5 protein-coding genes are annotated in these 17,858 nt (G+C 59.2%); all 5 read left to right on the forward strand.

Going from position 1 to position 17,858, the window contains the following annotated elements; genetic code table 11:
- Positions 1-55 precede the first annotated feature (55 nt).
- The 5 genes from KF841_15980 (at position 56) to KF841_16000 (ending at position 17,703) form a co-directional block, all read left to right on the forward strand.
- On the forward strand, positions 56-2,113 hold the full coding sequence (locus tag KF841_15980) for a hypothetical protein (GenBank protein ID MBX3396856.1): 2,058 nt from the start codon (positions 56-58) through the stop codon (positions 2,111-2,113).
- 263 nt (positions 2,114-2,376) lie between these two features.
- Positions 2,377-4,107 (forward strand): hypothetical protein, encoded by a 1,731-nt coding sequence (locus tag KF841_15985; protein ID MBX3396857.1) that lies wholly within the window; start codon positions 2,377-2,379, stop codon positions 4,105-4,107.
- 87 nt (positions 4,108-4,194) lie between these two features.
- A complete protein-coding gene (locus KF841_15990) occupies positions 4,195-4,941 on the forward strand; it encodes a hypothetical protein (GenBank protein MBX3396858.1) in 747 nt (248 codons plus the stop codon).
- Positions 4,942-5,027: 86 nt separating this feature from the next.
- Positions 5,028-9,872: a lamin tail domain-containing protein gene (locus tag KF841_15995; GenBank protein ID MBX3396859.1), complete on the forward strand. Its 4,845-nt coding sequence runs from the start codon at positions 5,028-5,030 to the stop codon at positions 9,870-9,872.
- A gap of 181 nt (positions 9,873-10,053) precedes the next feature.
- Entirely contained in the window at positions 10,054-17,703 is a 7,650-nt protein-coding gene (locus KF841_16000; protein ID MBX3396860.1) for a DNRLRE domain-containing protein, read from the forward strand.
- Positions 17,704-17,858: the final 155 nt, after the last annotated feature.

Here is a 17,858-nt window from a genome sequence, read left to right on the forward strand (position 1 = left end):
GAGTCAAGGGCTGAGGTCCGAATTGAGTTGTCGCCCAACCTAACGAGGCATAGTCATGGACATTGCGAAAATCAGAACCGCTTTGAAGGCAATCACTCTCGGGATCGGATTCAGCATCGCCGCTCCGGCGTTCGGCGCTACCGGCGAACTGCTGCTGCGAACCGGGAGCGAACCCGGCGCAGCCTGCCGCGAGGTCGGTAACCAGGTGTTTGTCGAAGTGCAGGTAGACAACCTGTCAGATGCCATCAATGGTATTCAGGCGTCGATGACTTACGATGACAGTGTCATTGCACTCAATATCGCTGCTTCGACCGAGGAGGCCGGCTGGACCCTGATTTCGCTCACGGATAGCGGCGGATCGGTGCTCTATGCTGTGATCCGGCTGGGCGGGTCTGTCGGCCCCCTGTTGGGCACGCCGACAAAAGTGGCTACGCTCGTATTCGATGTCGTCGATCATGGTTCCACTGCGATCCAGCTTCAGAACTCCAACACGCTTCTGACGACATCAGCCATGGACCCTGAGATCATCAACGGCGCCAACCTGACGCGCGTCGACTCGGGACTGGTCAGCGTGGATGGCGCGTCTGCTGGTAACAACGGCCCGGTTTGCGAAGGGACCGCCCTCTCGTTGAGTGCAACCGTTCCCGACGAATTTGCCAACCCGCCCTACACGTTCGTTTGGGCCGGTCCCGATGGCTTCAACTCCACGGACCAGTCGCCGGAGGTATCGGCCTCTGCGACGCTTGCCATGGCAGGTGCCTACACGGTGACTGTCACAAATGACGATGGCTGCGAGTTCGTCGCGGAGACGGTCGTTACCGTCAATGCCAGCCCGACGCCGACGATCACGTCGGATCCGGGCGAGACGGTGTGCGCCGGGACGCCGGTGACGCTGGATGCCGGTGCGGGCTATGCGAGCTATCTGTGGTCTCCGGGTGGCGAGATCACGCAGACGATCGAGGTGACGTCGAGCGGCACATACTCGGTGACGGTGACGGATGGCAGCGGCTGCACGGGCTCGGACGACATCACGATCACGGTGAACGCGAACCCAACCGCGAATGCCGGTTTGGATATCGATGTTTGTCTTAGCGAAATCAATCCCGTAATCGGTGGGTCACCGACCGCGGCGGGAGGCGAGGGCCCATACACCTACGCATGGACCGGCAGCGGCGCGTCGTTCCTTGATGATCCAGGCGATGCCAATCCGACCTTTGATGTTTCGGCAGCGGGTATCGGCTCTCATTTGATTTGCGTCGTTGTGACCGATCTCAACGCATGTATCAGCGCTTCTGATTGCGCGACCGTCGAGGTTCAGCCTTGCCTGACCGTGAATCTTACGATTCAAGGTCTTTCGGGCGACCCGAACAACAATCCGACTCCTTACGGCGCGCCCGGCGGAGCGGATCTGACGCGCGTGGTTGAGTTCGTACTGACGGACTGCGGTCTGCCGGTGGTCGCCGACAACCGAGCCGAGCCGGTGACGTTCGCCCCCGACGGCACGGACGGATCGGCCAGCGTGGTATTGAGAAATGTTTCAACCGACGCGGTCTGGCTCAGCGCTCGTGAGGGTCATACCCTTCGACGGCTTGTCCCAGTCAACCTGTCTTCGGGGACCGATGTCGTGGCGATGACACTAATCTCCGGTGATGTGCGAACTGCGACTGTCATGCAGGACGGCCTGATCGACATTGTCGATTTCTCGATACTTGCATCTCGATGGAACGAGAACATCGCCGCCGATCTGTCGATCGGGGCGGATGTAAATGGCGATGGCAAACAGAATACGAATGACTTCACCGCCATGCAGATCAATTACTTTATGACCGGCGATGAAGTGGACGGCTGCGGCGGGATGGGTGCCATTGGCCTTCCCGATGTGCCGACGAAGCCTGGAATACCGATCAAACGCGGCAAGAAAGAGGTCAGCGTTCGACGGCTTTCGGCGATCGCGCCGGATGCGGTATCGGCCGACATCACGGGTGACGGCATGGTTGATTCCAGGGACATCCGGCGATTTGCGGAGATTCATAATCTCCCCATCCTGCCGGAATTCGAGGCGAAACTGCGACGACTGGAGAATGGTGATTCGATTCGACTCATAACGCCATGATGCTGTACGCGGGCGTCAGGGAAAATTGATCTGTCTTGCCAATCATCGTGCGGCGCATCGAACGATGCGATCAGGTGGGGCAACGTATGAATACAAGGAGTCTTTCGTTGAATACGAGCATGCGAACGATAGGCGGCCTTAGCGCGATGCTGATTGCATTGGCTTGGGGTGAATCGGTGCGGGCCGGCCAGTCGGCGATGATGAGCTGTCAACTCACGAGTTCGACCGCTGCACCCGGTTCGTCGGTTGGGTGTGACTTGGTCTTGACAGACGCAGTCGGCGTGCGGGCGTATCAGACGCGCATTGCGATCACGCGCACGAGCGGCTCCGGCACCGTCTCAGTCACCTGCCCGGGCGGCGTTTCCATCGATTCGGGCCGTAGCGATTACATATTCTTCGGCCAGCTCAACGCATTTCCGACAACCAACTGCGGCGAACGGAAGGCTGCGTCGGCGTTGCTCTCGGGGGGGGTGACTGTGGGCGGATCGCCGGCGTATCTGTCGACGTATTCGCTGACTGTTTCGCCGGACGCCGCGCCCGGGAGCACTTTCGAGATTGAAGTTCTTCCTCTGAATGGATCAAATGGATCGCAACTTGCGAGTTCCACGAACGACCCGATTCCGTTCGGCGTTTCAAGTGCCTGCGTCCTCACGATCTCGTCGCCGACGCTTACGTTTCATGCGCCGGGTTCCACGCTGTGCACGCCGGCGCAGGCGTCTTTCGAAGTGACGCTTGAGGTATCGGCGCTCAACGATGCCATAAACGGTGTGCAGGCGCTTTTCAATTATGATCCCAACAAACTCCTTCTCTCAAGCATTACTCCCGGCGACGGCGCGGGTTCGCCCTGGGATAGCGCAGCCCCGGTGCACTTCAATGACTCCAACGGCTCCGTGATTTATGCGCTGACATTGATCGGTTCTCAGTCCATGTCAGATGCCGTCGTCGCGACGCTTCATTTCAATGCGATTTCGTCCGGGAGCACCTTCGTCGAATTCGATGCTCCCTCGCCGCCATTTGAAACGAAACTGACCCGCGCGGTTGATAGCCTGACCATCACGCCGATCACCATTAATTCTGGGACCATTCAGATTGCAGCCAGCCCGACGCCGACGATCACGGCGGATCCGGGCGAGACGGTGTGCGCCGGGACGCCGGTGACGCTGGATGCCGGCGCGGGCTATGCGAGCTATCTGTGGTCTCCGGGTGGCGAGATCACGCAGACGATCGAGGTGACGTCGAGCGGCACATACTCGGTGACGGTGACGGATGGCAGCGGCTGCACGGGCTCGGACGACATCACGATCACGGTGAACGCGAACCCAACGGTCACGATCATGGCATCCTCGGAGGAGATTAACTGCGCGGGTACGCCGGTCATACTCGATGCCGGTCCGGGCTATGCGAGCTATCTCTGGTCGCCAGGTGGCGCGACGACGCAGACGATTCAGGCGCTTGTCCCCGGTCTTTATTCGGTGACGGTGACGAACGCGAACGGCTGCTCAGCGACCGACGATATCACCATCGTCGGCTCAAACGCACTGAGTTGCACCATCACGACCAATTCGTCTGTATGCCAAGGCTCAACATACAATGTTGCGTCCGTGGCGGATGCCGGAGCCGGCGCCACGTACATCTGGGCCATTTCGGGCGGCGCGATTCAGTCCGGACAAGGTACATCGTCGATCGTGTACAGCGCGACATCTCTTGGGCCGGTGGTCCTGTTTGTCTCAATCAGCACGCCCAGCCAGTGCTTCTGCCTGGGTTCCACACAGGCATCGGTTATTCCGAGTCGATGCGGAGACATGAACAATGACGGATTGCGTGATGGCCGAGACATTCAGCCGTTCACGAACGCGATCTTGAATCCTGGATCGCTAAGTCCTGGTGATTTTTGTGCAGCGGACATGGATCATGATGGTGAACTGGAAATGACTGATGATCTGGCATTGTTCGTGAACTGTCTGCTGACGCAGTCGTGCAGTTGCGTTCCTTAGGAAGTGTAATGGAGATTGGGCGAAACGTGAGCGTCGATCGTCCTGCGGACCTGTAGAATCGAATTGTTCAGGCTGGTCGGAGGGGAAATGGTTATGCATTTCAGGATGTACCGGTTGATTGGAGTCCTGCTCGTCGCGGCGGCCAGTTTGGCGCATGCCGCCGACGTCAATCTCGAATTTCGACCGCTGTCGCAGTCGGCCGCGATCGGGGAGATCGTTCTTGTTCCGCTGTACGCGGTCTCTGCTGAGCCCGGTGTGAACCAGACGATTTCCGCGCTCGACGTGATCATTCAATGGGACCCAGCCATACTGGTTTTACTTGGCGTCCAGAACAACGGACCCTATCCATGGCTGCAATCGACGTTTTTCAGCGACGCGAATCAGGACGGTCTGAACAACACCTGGTTGGACGGGAATGCTTTCTACACCGCGCTGGCGAATTTCTCGACATCGGCGCTGGCGACTCCGGCGGGTCTGCATGTCACTACATTTCGATTTCAGGTGATCGGGGAGGGGACTTCGCCGGTCAGCATACTTGCATCGTTTCCGCAGAGCACACACACCGTCGTTTTCGGCGGCGATTTTGTTGGTCAGCGCGTGACGGGGTCATTGGGATCGGCGTCGGTTTCCGTTTCCGCCTGCGCTTCGGCGCCCGATGGCGACATGAACTCAAACGGTTTGGCTGACGGCGAGGACATCGAGTTCTTCGTTCCCGCGGTGCTCGGATCATCGACCGCGGCGGAGGACGTGTGCCCCGGCGACTTCAATGGAAATGGAGTGATGGATATTGGTGATGTGAATGGGATGGTCAGTGCGCTACTTGGCGTGTCATGACCTGTTTTCGCGATGATCAGATTGCATTCGTGTCGCGCGGATCAACATCCGGAGGGGTCATCGTACGTTCGAGATGGAAATCGATTATGACCAGAAGACTTGTATACATTCTAATCCTCACGCTTGGTGCCGCGCTATTCGAGCGACCTGCATCGGCGGACGTCGTGATCAATGAGTTGATGTATCATCCCAATTCGCCGACCAACACCGACGAATGGGATTTCATAGAGTTGCACAATCCCGATGGAGCGGCCGTCGATCTGAGCGGCTGGTGCATCGACGGGGTCGGATTCTGTTTTTCGGCGGCCACGTCAATCGATGCCGGCGGCTTTCTGGTCGTTGCCAAAAACGCAGCCGCGTTTCAAGTGAAGTACGGCATTCCGGCGGACGGCGAGTTTCCGGGCACTTTGAGCAATGCCGGCGAACGGATTGTCCTGCGAAACGCGGCATCGACAATCGTTGACGAGGTGAACTACGACGACGTGCCTCCGTGGTCGCCCGTTGCGGATGGTGAAGGCCCCAGCATCGAGCGAATCGTCACGGGGAGCAATGGTGACACACCGCGAAACTGGGCGGCATGCGTCGCTGTCGCGGGTCACACGGCGCGGGCGGTCAACAGCGTCACGGCCGCAGGACTTCCGCCGTGGATTTCGAACGTCAGCCACACGCAGGATGTCCAACCTTCGCAGGCGATTCAGGTCGTCGCGGACGTCGAGGACGGATTGACGATTCAACTGTTCTATCGGCTGGGGTTCGCCGCGGAAGTCTCGATCCCGATGCATGATGACGGCGCGCATGGCGACGGCGACGCGGATGACGGCCGATTCGGTGCGGAGATTCCGGGGCAGCCGGCAAACACCCTGGTGCGCTATCGAATCGTCGTCGTTGGAGCAAATGGCGAGATGCGGTATCCGCGGCTCGACGATACGGCCACTTATGATGGCACCGTGGTCGCGGACCCAACTTTGTCGAGCCAGTTGCCGATTTTTCACTGGTATGTCGATCCGGCCGTCTACGCTGCCGCGCTCTCGCATTTTCTCACCGATCAGACCGAACCGGCTGTTCTGTTTTTCAACGGCCGCCTTTACGACAACATTCGATTCCGGGTTCGGGGACAATCCTCTCGCTCGTTTCCGAAGAAACACTGGAAATTCCACATGCCGCAGGGGCATGATTTCAGCGAGCCGTCGTTAATACCGATTCCATTTGACCAGTTCAATCTTCAATCAAATTTTGCGGACAAGTCCAATCTTCGTGAGATTCTCTCATACGAATCATTCCGTGATTCGGGCGCTCCCATGAATTCCGCGTTTCCGATTCGGCTTCAGCAGAACGGCAGCTTCTTTGGATTGTATACCTTTGTGCAGGCGATGGACGACGACTATCTGACGGTGAACCAGATCGATGAGAATGGCGCGTGGTACAAAGCGTTCGACGATTGCCGGCTTCGCCCGCTGAGCCAGTTGCCCGCGCGATATGAGAAAAATACGCGACTGTATGAAGGGTATGAGGACCTTCACGCCTTTTTGACCGGCATTAATGTGCCCAACACGCCGACCCGGCGCAATTTCCTTTTTGATAATCTGGATGTGCCCCAAACGCTGAACTATATCGCCGTCAACACGATCATTCACAACAACGATCAAGTGGCGAAGAACTACTTCCTTTATCGGGACACGGAGGGGACGGGACGTTGGGCCATGCAGGCATGGGACAATGATCTGACATTCGGCCGTAACTACGGCGCGGGCGGCGCCGCGGTGCTCACCGACGGAATCTGGGCCGACAATGACGACATCGGCCTTCCGAACCGTTCACCGAGTCATCCGCTGTTCGGAGACAGCGAGCATCAGAAGTTTGACGCACTATGGAATCAGCTGATTGATGTCATTCACGAGACACCTGAACTGCGCCAGATGTATTACCGGCGACTTCGGACGCTGGCGGATCAGTTACTGGCGAGTGACTACTACGAAACCCGAATCGCCGAATTGTCGTCGTTGATCGCACCGGAGGCGGCACTGGACGTGCTCCGTCCATGGGGCCAGTACGGACAGCAGCAGACTCTGTCGCAGGCCATCGCCTTGATCACGGACGACTATCTGCCCCGTCGGCGCAACCACCTGCTCAACACCCACCGCGTGCCCGGCGAAATTCCAGCCGCGCAGTCGCCCAATCCCAAGGTCGTGATCAACGAGATCATGTACAAGCCCACCAGCGGCGATTCGGCCGAGTTCGTCGAACTCTATAATCCGTCCGCCACGGAGTCCGTGGACCTTTCCGGCTGGCGGCTGGACGGGTTGGCACTGACGATTCATCCCGGAACCGTCATTCTTCCGGGTGGTTACGCGCTCTTTGTCAAGCACGATCCGACCTTTCGCACCCATTACGGTGCCGGAAAGTACGTTGCAGCGCAATACAGCGGCAACCTGAGTGATTCCGGCGAGCGCATTGCACTCATTGACCGCAACGGCAATGAAGTGGACGTCGTTGAGTATGAATCGATCTCGCCATGGCCGGCCGGTGCGAACGGCGGCGGCGCATCATTGGAGTTGATCGACGCCTCGCGGGACAACAACCGGGTCGGAAACTGGGCGGCGAGCCTGGTCGCAGGCGGGACGCCCGGAGCCGCGAACAGCACCGCCGGCAGCATCGCAGCGCTCGCGCCCGTTTATGTCAACGAAGCACTGGCCGTCAACGACGGCGAGCACGTGGATGAGGCACTCGAAGCCGATCCCTGGCTGGAGATTTACAACGGCTCGCTGGAGCCGATCGATCTCGGCGGCTACTACCTTTCGGACAACTATGCCAATCCGATGAAGTGGCCTATCCCGCAGGGGACGATCGTTTGCGGAAAAGGCTGGCTGATTTTCTGGGCGGACTCCGACATTGATCAGGGGGCTTTGCACACGAACTTCACATTGTCGCCTTTGGGCGGGGCGATCGGTCTCTATTCGCCCGAGGGCATACTGATTGACTACCTGAACTATCCCGCCGCAATCGTCGGCATTTCCTATGGCAAGTTTCCGGATGGCGGGTCTCAGAAGAACAGCTTGCCGCGTGCGACGGCCGCCGCCGCGAACACTCAGGGAATCTCCGCGCTGATTCTGAACGAATACAACGGCGTATCGAGTACCCGATTCCTGAAAGATAATGCGAGCGACACCCATTTCGGCCGTGTCGTCGGCAATGGCGGTGACTGGTTTGAGTTGGTCGTGACACAGGACAATCTTGACATTCGCGGCTGGCAGCTTGAGGTCCGCGACAATGTCGGCAACGCCGCTGCGACGCTGGATGTACTGACGTTCACGCAACACCCGATCTGGTCGAACCTGCGGCGCGGCACGATTATCACTGTTGCCGAAGATGTGCCGGAGGACGTGAGTTACGATCCTGCCGGGGGGGACTGGTGGATCAATGTTCGCGCGAACAATTCCGGAACCGGAATCTACATCACCCCTGACAACTTTCCGGTCAGCAATGATAACTGGCAACTGACCATTGTGGACCAGAACGGCTTTGTGATATTTGGTCCGGCGGGTGAAGGGGTACAGCCTGTTTCTGGCATTGGTAACGACGAGGTATGCAAGCTCGAAGAGAATCCAAGCCAGTTCATCAGTCCGCAGTCCGATTATCGTGATGGTTCGTCCAGCACGTTCGGATCTCCGAACATCTATTCCGGCGGAACTCTGGTGCAATCGTTCGACGCGCTCAGGAACATTTTCGATACATGCACGGGGCCGAACGAGTGTGACGACGAAGATCCCTGCACGGTCGACGCGTGCGATAACGGCGAGTGCACGCATACACCGATTGCACCCTGCTATCTGCTGACCGCACGCCTTACGGACCTTCAGGGGCCTTCAGCGGTTCTGCTCGCTGATACCGGCGATACGGTCGAGGTCGCGATTGACAGTTCGGGGCTTGGACAACCGGTTGCGGCCGTCCAGTTCACCCTGCATTACGATCCAGCGAGGCTGCAATTCCTGAGCATGACGCCCGGCGACGGCGCGGGTTCGCCCTGGGATGGCGCATCGGTTCTGCTCGACAACGACAATCCAGGGACTGGATTGTATGCCTGCGATTTGTCACTGGGTGGCGGATCGACCGCGAGCGCTTCGACCGCGGCGAGGGTGTCCTTCGTCGTGATAGACGACGGGTCCATTGATGAGCCGACGCGCCTGGAGTTCATTCCCGGTTGCACTGCCCACATCGCCAAGTTCACGAATGCCGAGGGGGACGTGATTCTCCCGAGTTTTGTGAATTCCCCGTCGATTGTCACCGGGGCCTACCCGACGTTGTCGCTCGAGTTGTCGGAGTGTTCGCGATGCGTGCGGGTATTGGATTCTGTCACGATACAACTCCGCGCCTCGGATCTGGATGATCCGATTAACGGCGTGCAGGCGCTGCTTCACTTTGATCCGGAAATTCTGGGTTCGCCGACCGTTCAGGCCGGCGATGGGGCGGGCTCTCCCTGGGATGCCGCGATCGTGACACCGATTGAATCGGCGCCCGGCGATCTGACGCTCGGTTGCGTGCTGCTTGGTTCGTCCGCCTCGACCGATTCAGTTGTGGCGAGACTGACATTTCCGGTGGTCTCCAACGGAACAACGGCGATCAGTTTCCGTCAGGGGCAGGCGCCGTTCCACACGAAGTTGACGCTGTCTTCGGACAATACCACGGTCTATCCGCGGGAGTATGCGAGCCTGCCGATCCTGATCGATGGGGTGTCGAAGGCGGATATGAATGGGGACGCCCTCCGGGACGGTGCCGACATTCAGCGGTTCGTGGAAGTCATTGTGGATCCGTTTTCGGCCGGGGCCGCGGAGCGATGCGCTGCGGATATGAATCTTGACGGCGAACTGAGTCTCGATGGTGACATCGAGCTGTTCGTCGAATGCCTGTTGTCCGAGGTTTGTCCCTGCCAGTGATCCGCGTGCCGGTGGAATCGCGACAGGCAATCGGGAGGCGAACCGCTGACTGGGCGGTTCGGAATAGTGCACGATTCGTCGTGCGGGGGAAAGGCTCGGTATCGCGCGCCGAGATCGTAAGCGCGCGTCGCCATCGAGTGCCTTTATTCGGGCAATCGTGAAAATCAGAGAAAGCGGAACGATGATGAAATCGACAGGCGTGCGAACGATTGTATGCAGTTTCGTGTTTGGGTGCGTCGCGGCGCAGGCGATGGCCCAGTCCGCGCTACAGTTCAACGGAACCAGTCAGTATGCCACAATGGGATCGTCCTCGACGCTCAACGGCACCAACTTCACGGTCGAGTGCTGGTTTCGACGAGACGGGGCCGGGACTGCCGTTTCCAGCGGCACCGGTGGTCTGCCCAACGCGGTCCCACTGGTGACAAAGGGCGCGCCAGAGGCAGAGGCGCCTGCAAACGTCAATGCGAACTACATGCTCGTGCTGAGCTTCAACACGCCGAATTACTTTCTTGCGGCGGATTTCGAGGACACGAACGGCGGCGTGAATCACCCCCTTGTCGGCACTACGCCGATTGTGGCGGGAACATGGTATCACGCGGCGCTGGTCTCCAGTTTCGCCGGAGGCGATACCACGGTCACGCTTTATCTTAATGGTGCCGTGGAAGCGACACAGACCTTCACCGGAGTTCAGCCAGAGTCTGCAAGTATTCAGCATTTCGCCCTGGCAACGACTTTGCGCTCGAACGGAACGACCACGGCGGGTTTCTTCCAGGGCGTGATCGATGAGGCCCGATTCTGGAATGTGGCGAGGACGCAGGCGGAAATTCAGGCCACGATGAACTTTCCCGTTACCAGTGGCAGCGGCCTCGTGGCTCGATGGGGGTTGAATGAAGGCGCGGGTTTGGACGTGTTTGATTCCACGGGTTCTCCGGAAAACGGTACGCTCGTGGGTTCGCCGACATGGGTTTCGGGTGCGAATGCCGCGCCGGCATTGGCGGCCGCCGGGGAAGTGACCGTCACATTCCGACAGGGCGTGAACGGGTATGCCGGTGTGGTTGACACCACGCTGAACGCAAATGCGCCAGGCACCGCGCAGGACGGCGTAACCAGTCTGACGGTGGACGGCGGGGCGGATGGAGCGACCAACGAACGTCATGCGCTGATTCGGTTCGACAGCATCTTCGGAGAAAATGCGGGTCAGATTCCGCCGGGCGCGCTGATTCAGTCCGCCAATCTCACCGTATTCGTCACCAATATCACGGCCAATCAGACGACTCTGCATCGGATGCTTCAGAATTGGACGTCGGCTGCGACATGGAACAGTTTCACAAACGGCGTGCAGGCAAACGGCACGGAGGCCGCGGCCACGGCGGATGTCACGCTCGCGGCATTCGGTACTGCGGTTAATCAGGCTCGAAGCGCGAACGTCACCAGCAGCCTGCTAACTTGGCATGCCAACCCTTCCGCGAATCTTGGATGGGCCTGGCTGCCGGGCGGTACCGACGGTCTTGTTTTCGACTCTTCCGAGGGTGCGTCCGGCAATCGCCCGCGACTGTCAGTGACCTATCTGTCCACGCCTGACTTTCCGCCGGCAACGCCAGTGCTCGTCAGCCCGGCCGACCAGGCCGTCGGTATCTCGACTTCGCCGACGCTGAGCGTCACCGTGGACGATCCGGAAGACGGTGCAATGGACGTGACCTTTTATGGTCGTGAGGCGGCCGGTCCCGTCGGCGAGGATTTCACGATCATCGCATTGCCCGATACGCAGTTTTATGCGTGCAACAACGGTTCCGGATGTCCGACGGTCACGCCGTCCGGTCCAGCGATCTACAATGGTCAGACCCAATGGATCGTGAACAATCGCGTATCGAAGAATATCGTCTATGTCGCGCACCTCGGGGATTGTGTGGAGCATGGCAATGACGGGAACGGAGGCGGCGACCCGGACTCGGAGTGGACAATTGCGGACGCCGCTCTGTCTCTGCTTGAGAATCCGCTGACCACGCTGCTGCCGGACGGCATTCCGTATGGTATTGCAGTGGGGAATCACGATCAGACGCCGATGGGCGTGGCCAGAAGCGGCGGCGACGAGGGCGCCACCACATCCAGTTACAACAATTTCTTCGGACTGTCGCGTTTCAACGGCCGATCCTATTACGGTGGTCGGTATGACTTCGGCGCGCCGGCCACCTACCCGAATAACAATGACAATCACTTCGATCTTTTTTCCGCGGGTGGGATGGACTTCATCGCCATCGCCTTCGAATGGGATGACACGAACAACGCGACGCGCACGGCGGTGCTGGCCTGGGCGAATAGTCTGTTGCAGACCCACAGCAATCGCCGGGCGATCGTTTATGCGCACACGCTGATAGGCACGGGCAATCCCGGCGCCTTTGCCAATCAGGGCCAGGCTGTTTACGACGCACTGAAGGGAAATTCCAATCTATTTCTCATGCTTTGTGGTCACGTTCCCGGTGAGGGCCGGCGACAGGACACATTCAACGGGAATACGATTCATACGCTACTTGCTGATTATCAGAGCCGATCAAATGGCGGAGACGGGTTTCTGCGGATTATTGAGTTTTCACCGGCCAACAACGAAATTCGTGTCAAGACCTTTTCACCCACGCGCAACGGCGGCGCGGGTGAGTTCGAGACTGACGCCGACAGCCAGTTCACCATCAGTTATGACATGGGTGGCGGCGCGGCGCCCTTCGTATTGATCGGCGCGCACAACAATGTGTCCGATGAATCGAACGCGAGCGTCGTCTGGTCCGGCCTTGATGCCAACAAGACCTATGAATGGTATGCCTCCGTGACGGATGGATTGAACACCGTCACGGGGCCGGTCTGGAGTTTCACGACCACCTGCACGAACAACAGCGAATGCGACGACGGCAATTCCTGCACTGACGACATCTGCGACGACGGCGCCTGCATTCACATCAATCACACCGGAGCATGTGACGATGGCGATGCCTGCACGACAGACGATACTTGCGCTGACGGCGCTTGTGCCGGAACTCCTGTGACGTGTCCGCCTGGGCAGTTCTGTGATGGGCTGACCGGTGACTGCGTCTTTCCTCCGGCGACGATCAGTTTCCAGAACGGCGATGTAAACGGCTATGCCGGAACGGTGGACACTTACCTTCATGCCGGCAGCGCCAACACCAATCTTGGCGCGGCCGTTGAAGTTCAGGTCGATGCACCCGGCGGCACGCCCGCCGATGCCAAGCACGGCCTGATCCGATTCAACAACATCTTCGGCACCGATGCGAACCAGATTCCGCCTGGCGCGACGATTACGTCGGCCGTGCTGACCGTGAACGTGACGAACGCAAGCGTTGATTTGCGATCGTTCCATCGCATGTTGCAGACATGGGAGGCTTCGGACACATGGAACTCGCGCGTGAACGGTATTCAGGCTGACGATGTCGAAGCCCGGGCGGCCGCGGATTCCACATCAGCGTTTACGGGCACGGGTTTAACAAATGTCGATGTGACTGCCGATCTCGTGGCGTGGCAGGGCGGTGCCAGTCGCTATGGCTGGGCCATTTTCTGTGCCAATACGGATGGCTGGGCCTTTTCGTCCGCGGAGGCAGCGACGCAGTCCCTGCGTCCGAAGTTGACCGTGAGCTATCAGCCGGCGCCACCCTGCCTTTCCGACCTAGCGTGTGATGACGGCAGCGCCTGCACGGACGATGCGTGCGTTGATTACCTGTGTGTGCATACGCCGGTCGATTGTGATGACTCGAACCCGTGCACCGTTGACACGTGCGATGCGCAACTTGGTTGTCAATATGCGCCGGCATCCTGTGACGACGGTGACGCCTGCACCGTTGACGACTGCGATCCGGAGGTCGGATGCACTCACGAACCAATCGATTGCGACGACGGTGATCCCTGTACCAATGATTCGTGTCAGCCCGCCAATCTTGCGGCACTGACTCTGTCGGGGACCGGCCAATATGTGAATGTCGGTACGGGTGCGGCCGTGACCAATTTCGGCACCGACAGTTTCACAATCGAGGGCTGGGTTCGCCCGGCAGCGAACGCAGGCGGAACGAGTGTCAGCCTGTTCCGGCTGGGGCGCACCGGCGCCTATTCGCAGGCCATCGTTCAACTGCTTGCGAATACCAACACCATTGCTGCCTCTGTTGAGACGACGACCGCGTCGACCCAGGTTGACACCGCGACGGGCATTGCGATTCCGCTGAATCAGTGGTCTCATTTTGCCGCGGTGGCCGACCGGACCCCGGGGGCCCAACGACTGCGGCTTTACGTGAACGGGAATCTCGTGAGCGATGTCAGTGCAACGGCATGGGGAAACAATCCGGTTTCCAGCAGCGACGCCAGTGTCATCGGCGCGACCCGTGCGGATACCGGCGCTCTCAACGCTTACTTCAACGGCGCGCTCGACGAGGTGCGTCTCTGGAGTACGGCCCGGTCACAAGCCGAAATTCAGGCCGGTATGAACATTCAGATCACTTCTGCTGCCGGCCTGGCCGCACGATGGGGACTCAACGAGGGCGCGGGTACGACGGCATCTGATTCCGTCAACGGTAATCACGGCGTGTTGACCGGAGGCGCCTCCTGGCTCACCACCGGTGTTGTCTATCTTGGGGCGGGCGGCTGCGTCAACGCGCCGATTCCGAATTGCTGTGCCGATGTTTCCGATTGCGACGATGGCGACCCATGTACGATTGACACGTGCGAGGGTGGATCGTGTGTCTTTACGCCGGTGGACTGCGGCATCGGCCAGGCCTGCAATCCGGGGACAGGACTCTGCGAAGTCGTGCCGATCGTCGTGACATTCCGGCAGGGCGTGAACGGTTATGCCGGCGCGATTGATACCTATATCGAACCGGCCAATCCGAATACGAATCGATCTGCGGCGACGCCGTTGATTGTTGATCTTTCGCCTCTCACTCAAACTTTGATGCGTTTCGACGACATTTTTGGATTTGGTACTGGCCAGATTCCGCCGGGCGCGACGATCCAATCCGCCACGCTCACAATTAACGTGACGAATGAAACGCAGGTCGGCGCGCGGTTGCATCGAATGTTGCAGACATGGTCATCGACTGACACGTGGAACTCACTGGTCGGCGGCGTTCAGGCTGACAATGTCGAAGCGCTGGATACGCCCGATGTGACACTGACGGTTGTTCCGACGGGTACCCAGGTCGTGACCGTCACCAACAGTCTTCAGGCCTGGTCGGATCAGCCGGCAACCAATTTCGGATGGGCATGGCTGCCGCCGGCCGCGGACGATTCGTTGCAGTTTGGTTCGGCGGAGGCTTCGCCGTCATCCAACCGGCCGCTGCTCAGCGTGACCTATCTCTACACGATCGGATGTGACGACGCTTCCGATTGCGACGACGGCAACCCATGTACGGTTGACACCTGCGAGGGCGGATCGTGTGTCTTCACTCCGATTCCGGGTTGCTGCATCAATGCCGGACAGTGCGACGACGGGAATCCGTGTACCGACGACAGTTGCGTGGACAATGAGTGCGTTTTTGCGCCCAACTCGGCAACCTGTGACGACGGTGATGCGTGTACAGAGGATGATACCTGCTCGGAGGGCGCCTGTGCCGGCACGGCGATCGAGGACTGCTGCAACGATTCGTCCGACTGTGACGACGGCAACCCTTGTACGATCGACGATTGCAGTCTGCCGAATATTGCGGCACTGTCGTTTGACGGCGTCAACGACTATGTGACGATGGGCGTGGCATCCGGACTGGGGACAACAGCATTCACGGTCGAATGCTGGTTTAAGTGGACTGGGGGATCCGCCACGGCGTCGACCGGCTCGGGCGGACTGGACAATGTCATTCCGCTCGTCGCCAAAGGGCGCTCAGAGCAGGACTCGCCGGCCAATCTCAACTGCAATTATTTCCTTGGCATTGGGAACAACAGGCTGGTCGCCGACTACGAAGATTCCGCCGCCGGCCTGAATCACCCGGTTGCCGGTTCGACGACGATCACTCAAAACGTCTGGCACCATGCCGCGTTGACGTTCGATCCGGCGGGCGGCGCTGTCACGTGGACCCTGTATCTCGACGGCGTCGCTGAAACACTGTGCAGCACCAGTTCCTGCACGTCGTGTAATACGAACTGCTCAATCAATCCGAGTGCAATACCCGAATCCCAGAGCATCCAGCATTTCTCCATTGCAACCGGACTGAATTCCACCGGCGTACCGGCCGGATTTTTTGGCGGGCTCATTGACGAGGTACGAGTCTGGAACTACGCGCGGAGCGCGTCCGAAATTCAGGGCGCGATGAACGTCGAAATCGAGACGGCTCCCGGTCTGCTCGGCCGATGGGGACTGAATGAGGGCACAGGCACGGTTGTCGCCGATTCGACGACTCTGGCTGAGAACGGCACGCTGACCTCCGGGCCGACCTGGGTTGTGAATGACCTTCCGGCTTTCGGCGGCGGCGGATGCGTGCACACGCCGATTCCGAACTGCTGCCTCGGCGCCGGCGACTGCGATGATGGCAATCCCTGCACCGTGGATGTTTGCGATAACGGTGTCTGCGTGAATACACCTGTTGCTGACGGCACGGCCTGTTCCAACGGCGAGTTTTGTGACGGCGTTGAGACATGCCAAGCCGGCGTTTGTGTTGACGGCGCCGATGCGTGCGTCGATCTTGCGCATTGCGATGAGATCAACGATCTGTGCCTTGAGTGCCTGTCAAACGGGGAGTGCGATGACAGCAATCCATGCACGATCGACACATGCGAAAACAACACTTGCGTAAACACCCCAATCGCGCCGCCGGATGCGGCGATCTCGGTGGGCTTGACAATGTGTGTTGGCACGAGCGCGAGTGCCGCCGTCGCTGATGCCGGCATCGGTGCGACCTACGACTGGAGCATTCTCGGCGGCACGATTGATGCGGGACAGGGCACCCGCTCAATCACTTTCACGGCCAACTCATCGACGGGAGTGGACATCGGCGTGATCGTTTCTGATTCGGTCGGCTGCGCCGCCGCTGATTTCGCGAGTGTATCGACAACGTATTGCGCGGACATCACCGTGGAGATTCCCGGATTGAGCATGAACCCGCCGGCGATCGTCGGTGTGACGCGCGAAACGATCTTCACGTTCTACAGGTGCGATACGGGATTGGTCGCCGACGTGCGTGTGGTCGATGTCGACTATGACGCTGCCGGCGCGATCGGCGCATCCACGGTACGGTTGACCGGGGTTCATCCGAATACCACCTGGTTGAGTGTGCAGACGGGGCATACGCTTCGGAAAATGGCCGCTATTACGATCGCACCATCCAGCATCGCCGAGGCGACGGTGTCGTTGGTCAGCGGGGATCTTCGGACGCAACTGATGCCGCAGGACGGGATCATCGACATATTGGATTTCGCGATTCTGGCTTCGAGATGGGATTCCAATGTCACAGATTGCCAGACCGGTTCTTCCGAGGACTGCGATTATGGCGCGGATGTGACCGGCGACGGAAAACAGAACACAGCGGATTTCCAGGCGATTCAGATCAACTACTTCCTGACGAGCGATCCGCTTCCAGGTTGCGGCGGCGGCATCGGACTACCGCCGTCGGTTCCGGACGAAGGAATCGAGATCGGCGGGACGAGCCGACCATTGCCTTCAAGGTCGCCGAATCGAAGCATCCGGACGACCGATGCGCTTCGTCTCATTCCACAAGCCGGTCTTGCCGATCTCACGAATGACGGCGTCATTGACTCCAAAGATATTGAGCTGTTTGCCAGGAAGAAGAATCTGACGCTGCGGCCCGAGTTTCGAGCGAAGCTCGATGCGATCGGCGTCTCGAAGCAGTGAGTATCGACAGTCCGATGGCAGCGGTGTTGAAGCCGTAACGGGCGCGTGGAATCAGTCATGGCGTCCGTGCGGCGACCGCCTGTGGCGTGCAACGGGCGGAGGCGAAAACCGCAGAGAATCCCCGCGCGGATCATCCGCGTCCTCACGCAAACCGA

This window comes from Phycisphaerae bacterium (assembly GCA_019636475.1).
Taxonomy (GTDB): Bacteria; Planctomycetota; Phycisphaerae; order UBA1845; family UTPLA1; genus JADJRI01.

What these genes read in the sequence shown, in the direction of transcription:
- KF841_16000 (MBX3396860.1), top strand. Translation starts at nt 10,054, where the DNA reads ATGATGAAATCGACAGGCGTGCGAACGATTGTATGCAGTTTCGTGTTT.
- KF841_15995 (MBX3396859.1), top strand. Translation starts at nt 5,028, where the DNA reads ATGACCAGAAGACTTGTATACATTCTAATCCTCACGCTTGGTGCCGCG.
- KF841_15980 (MBX3396856.1), top strand. Translation starts at nt 56, where the DNA reads ATGGACATTGCGAAAATCAGAACCGCTTTGAAGGCAATCACTCTCGGG.
- KF841_15990 (MBX3396858.1), top strand. Translation starts at nt 4,195, where the DNA reads ATGGTTATGCATTTCAGGATGTACCGGTTGATTGGAGTCCTGCTCGTC.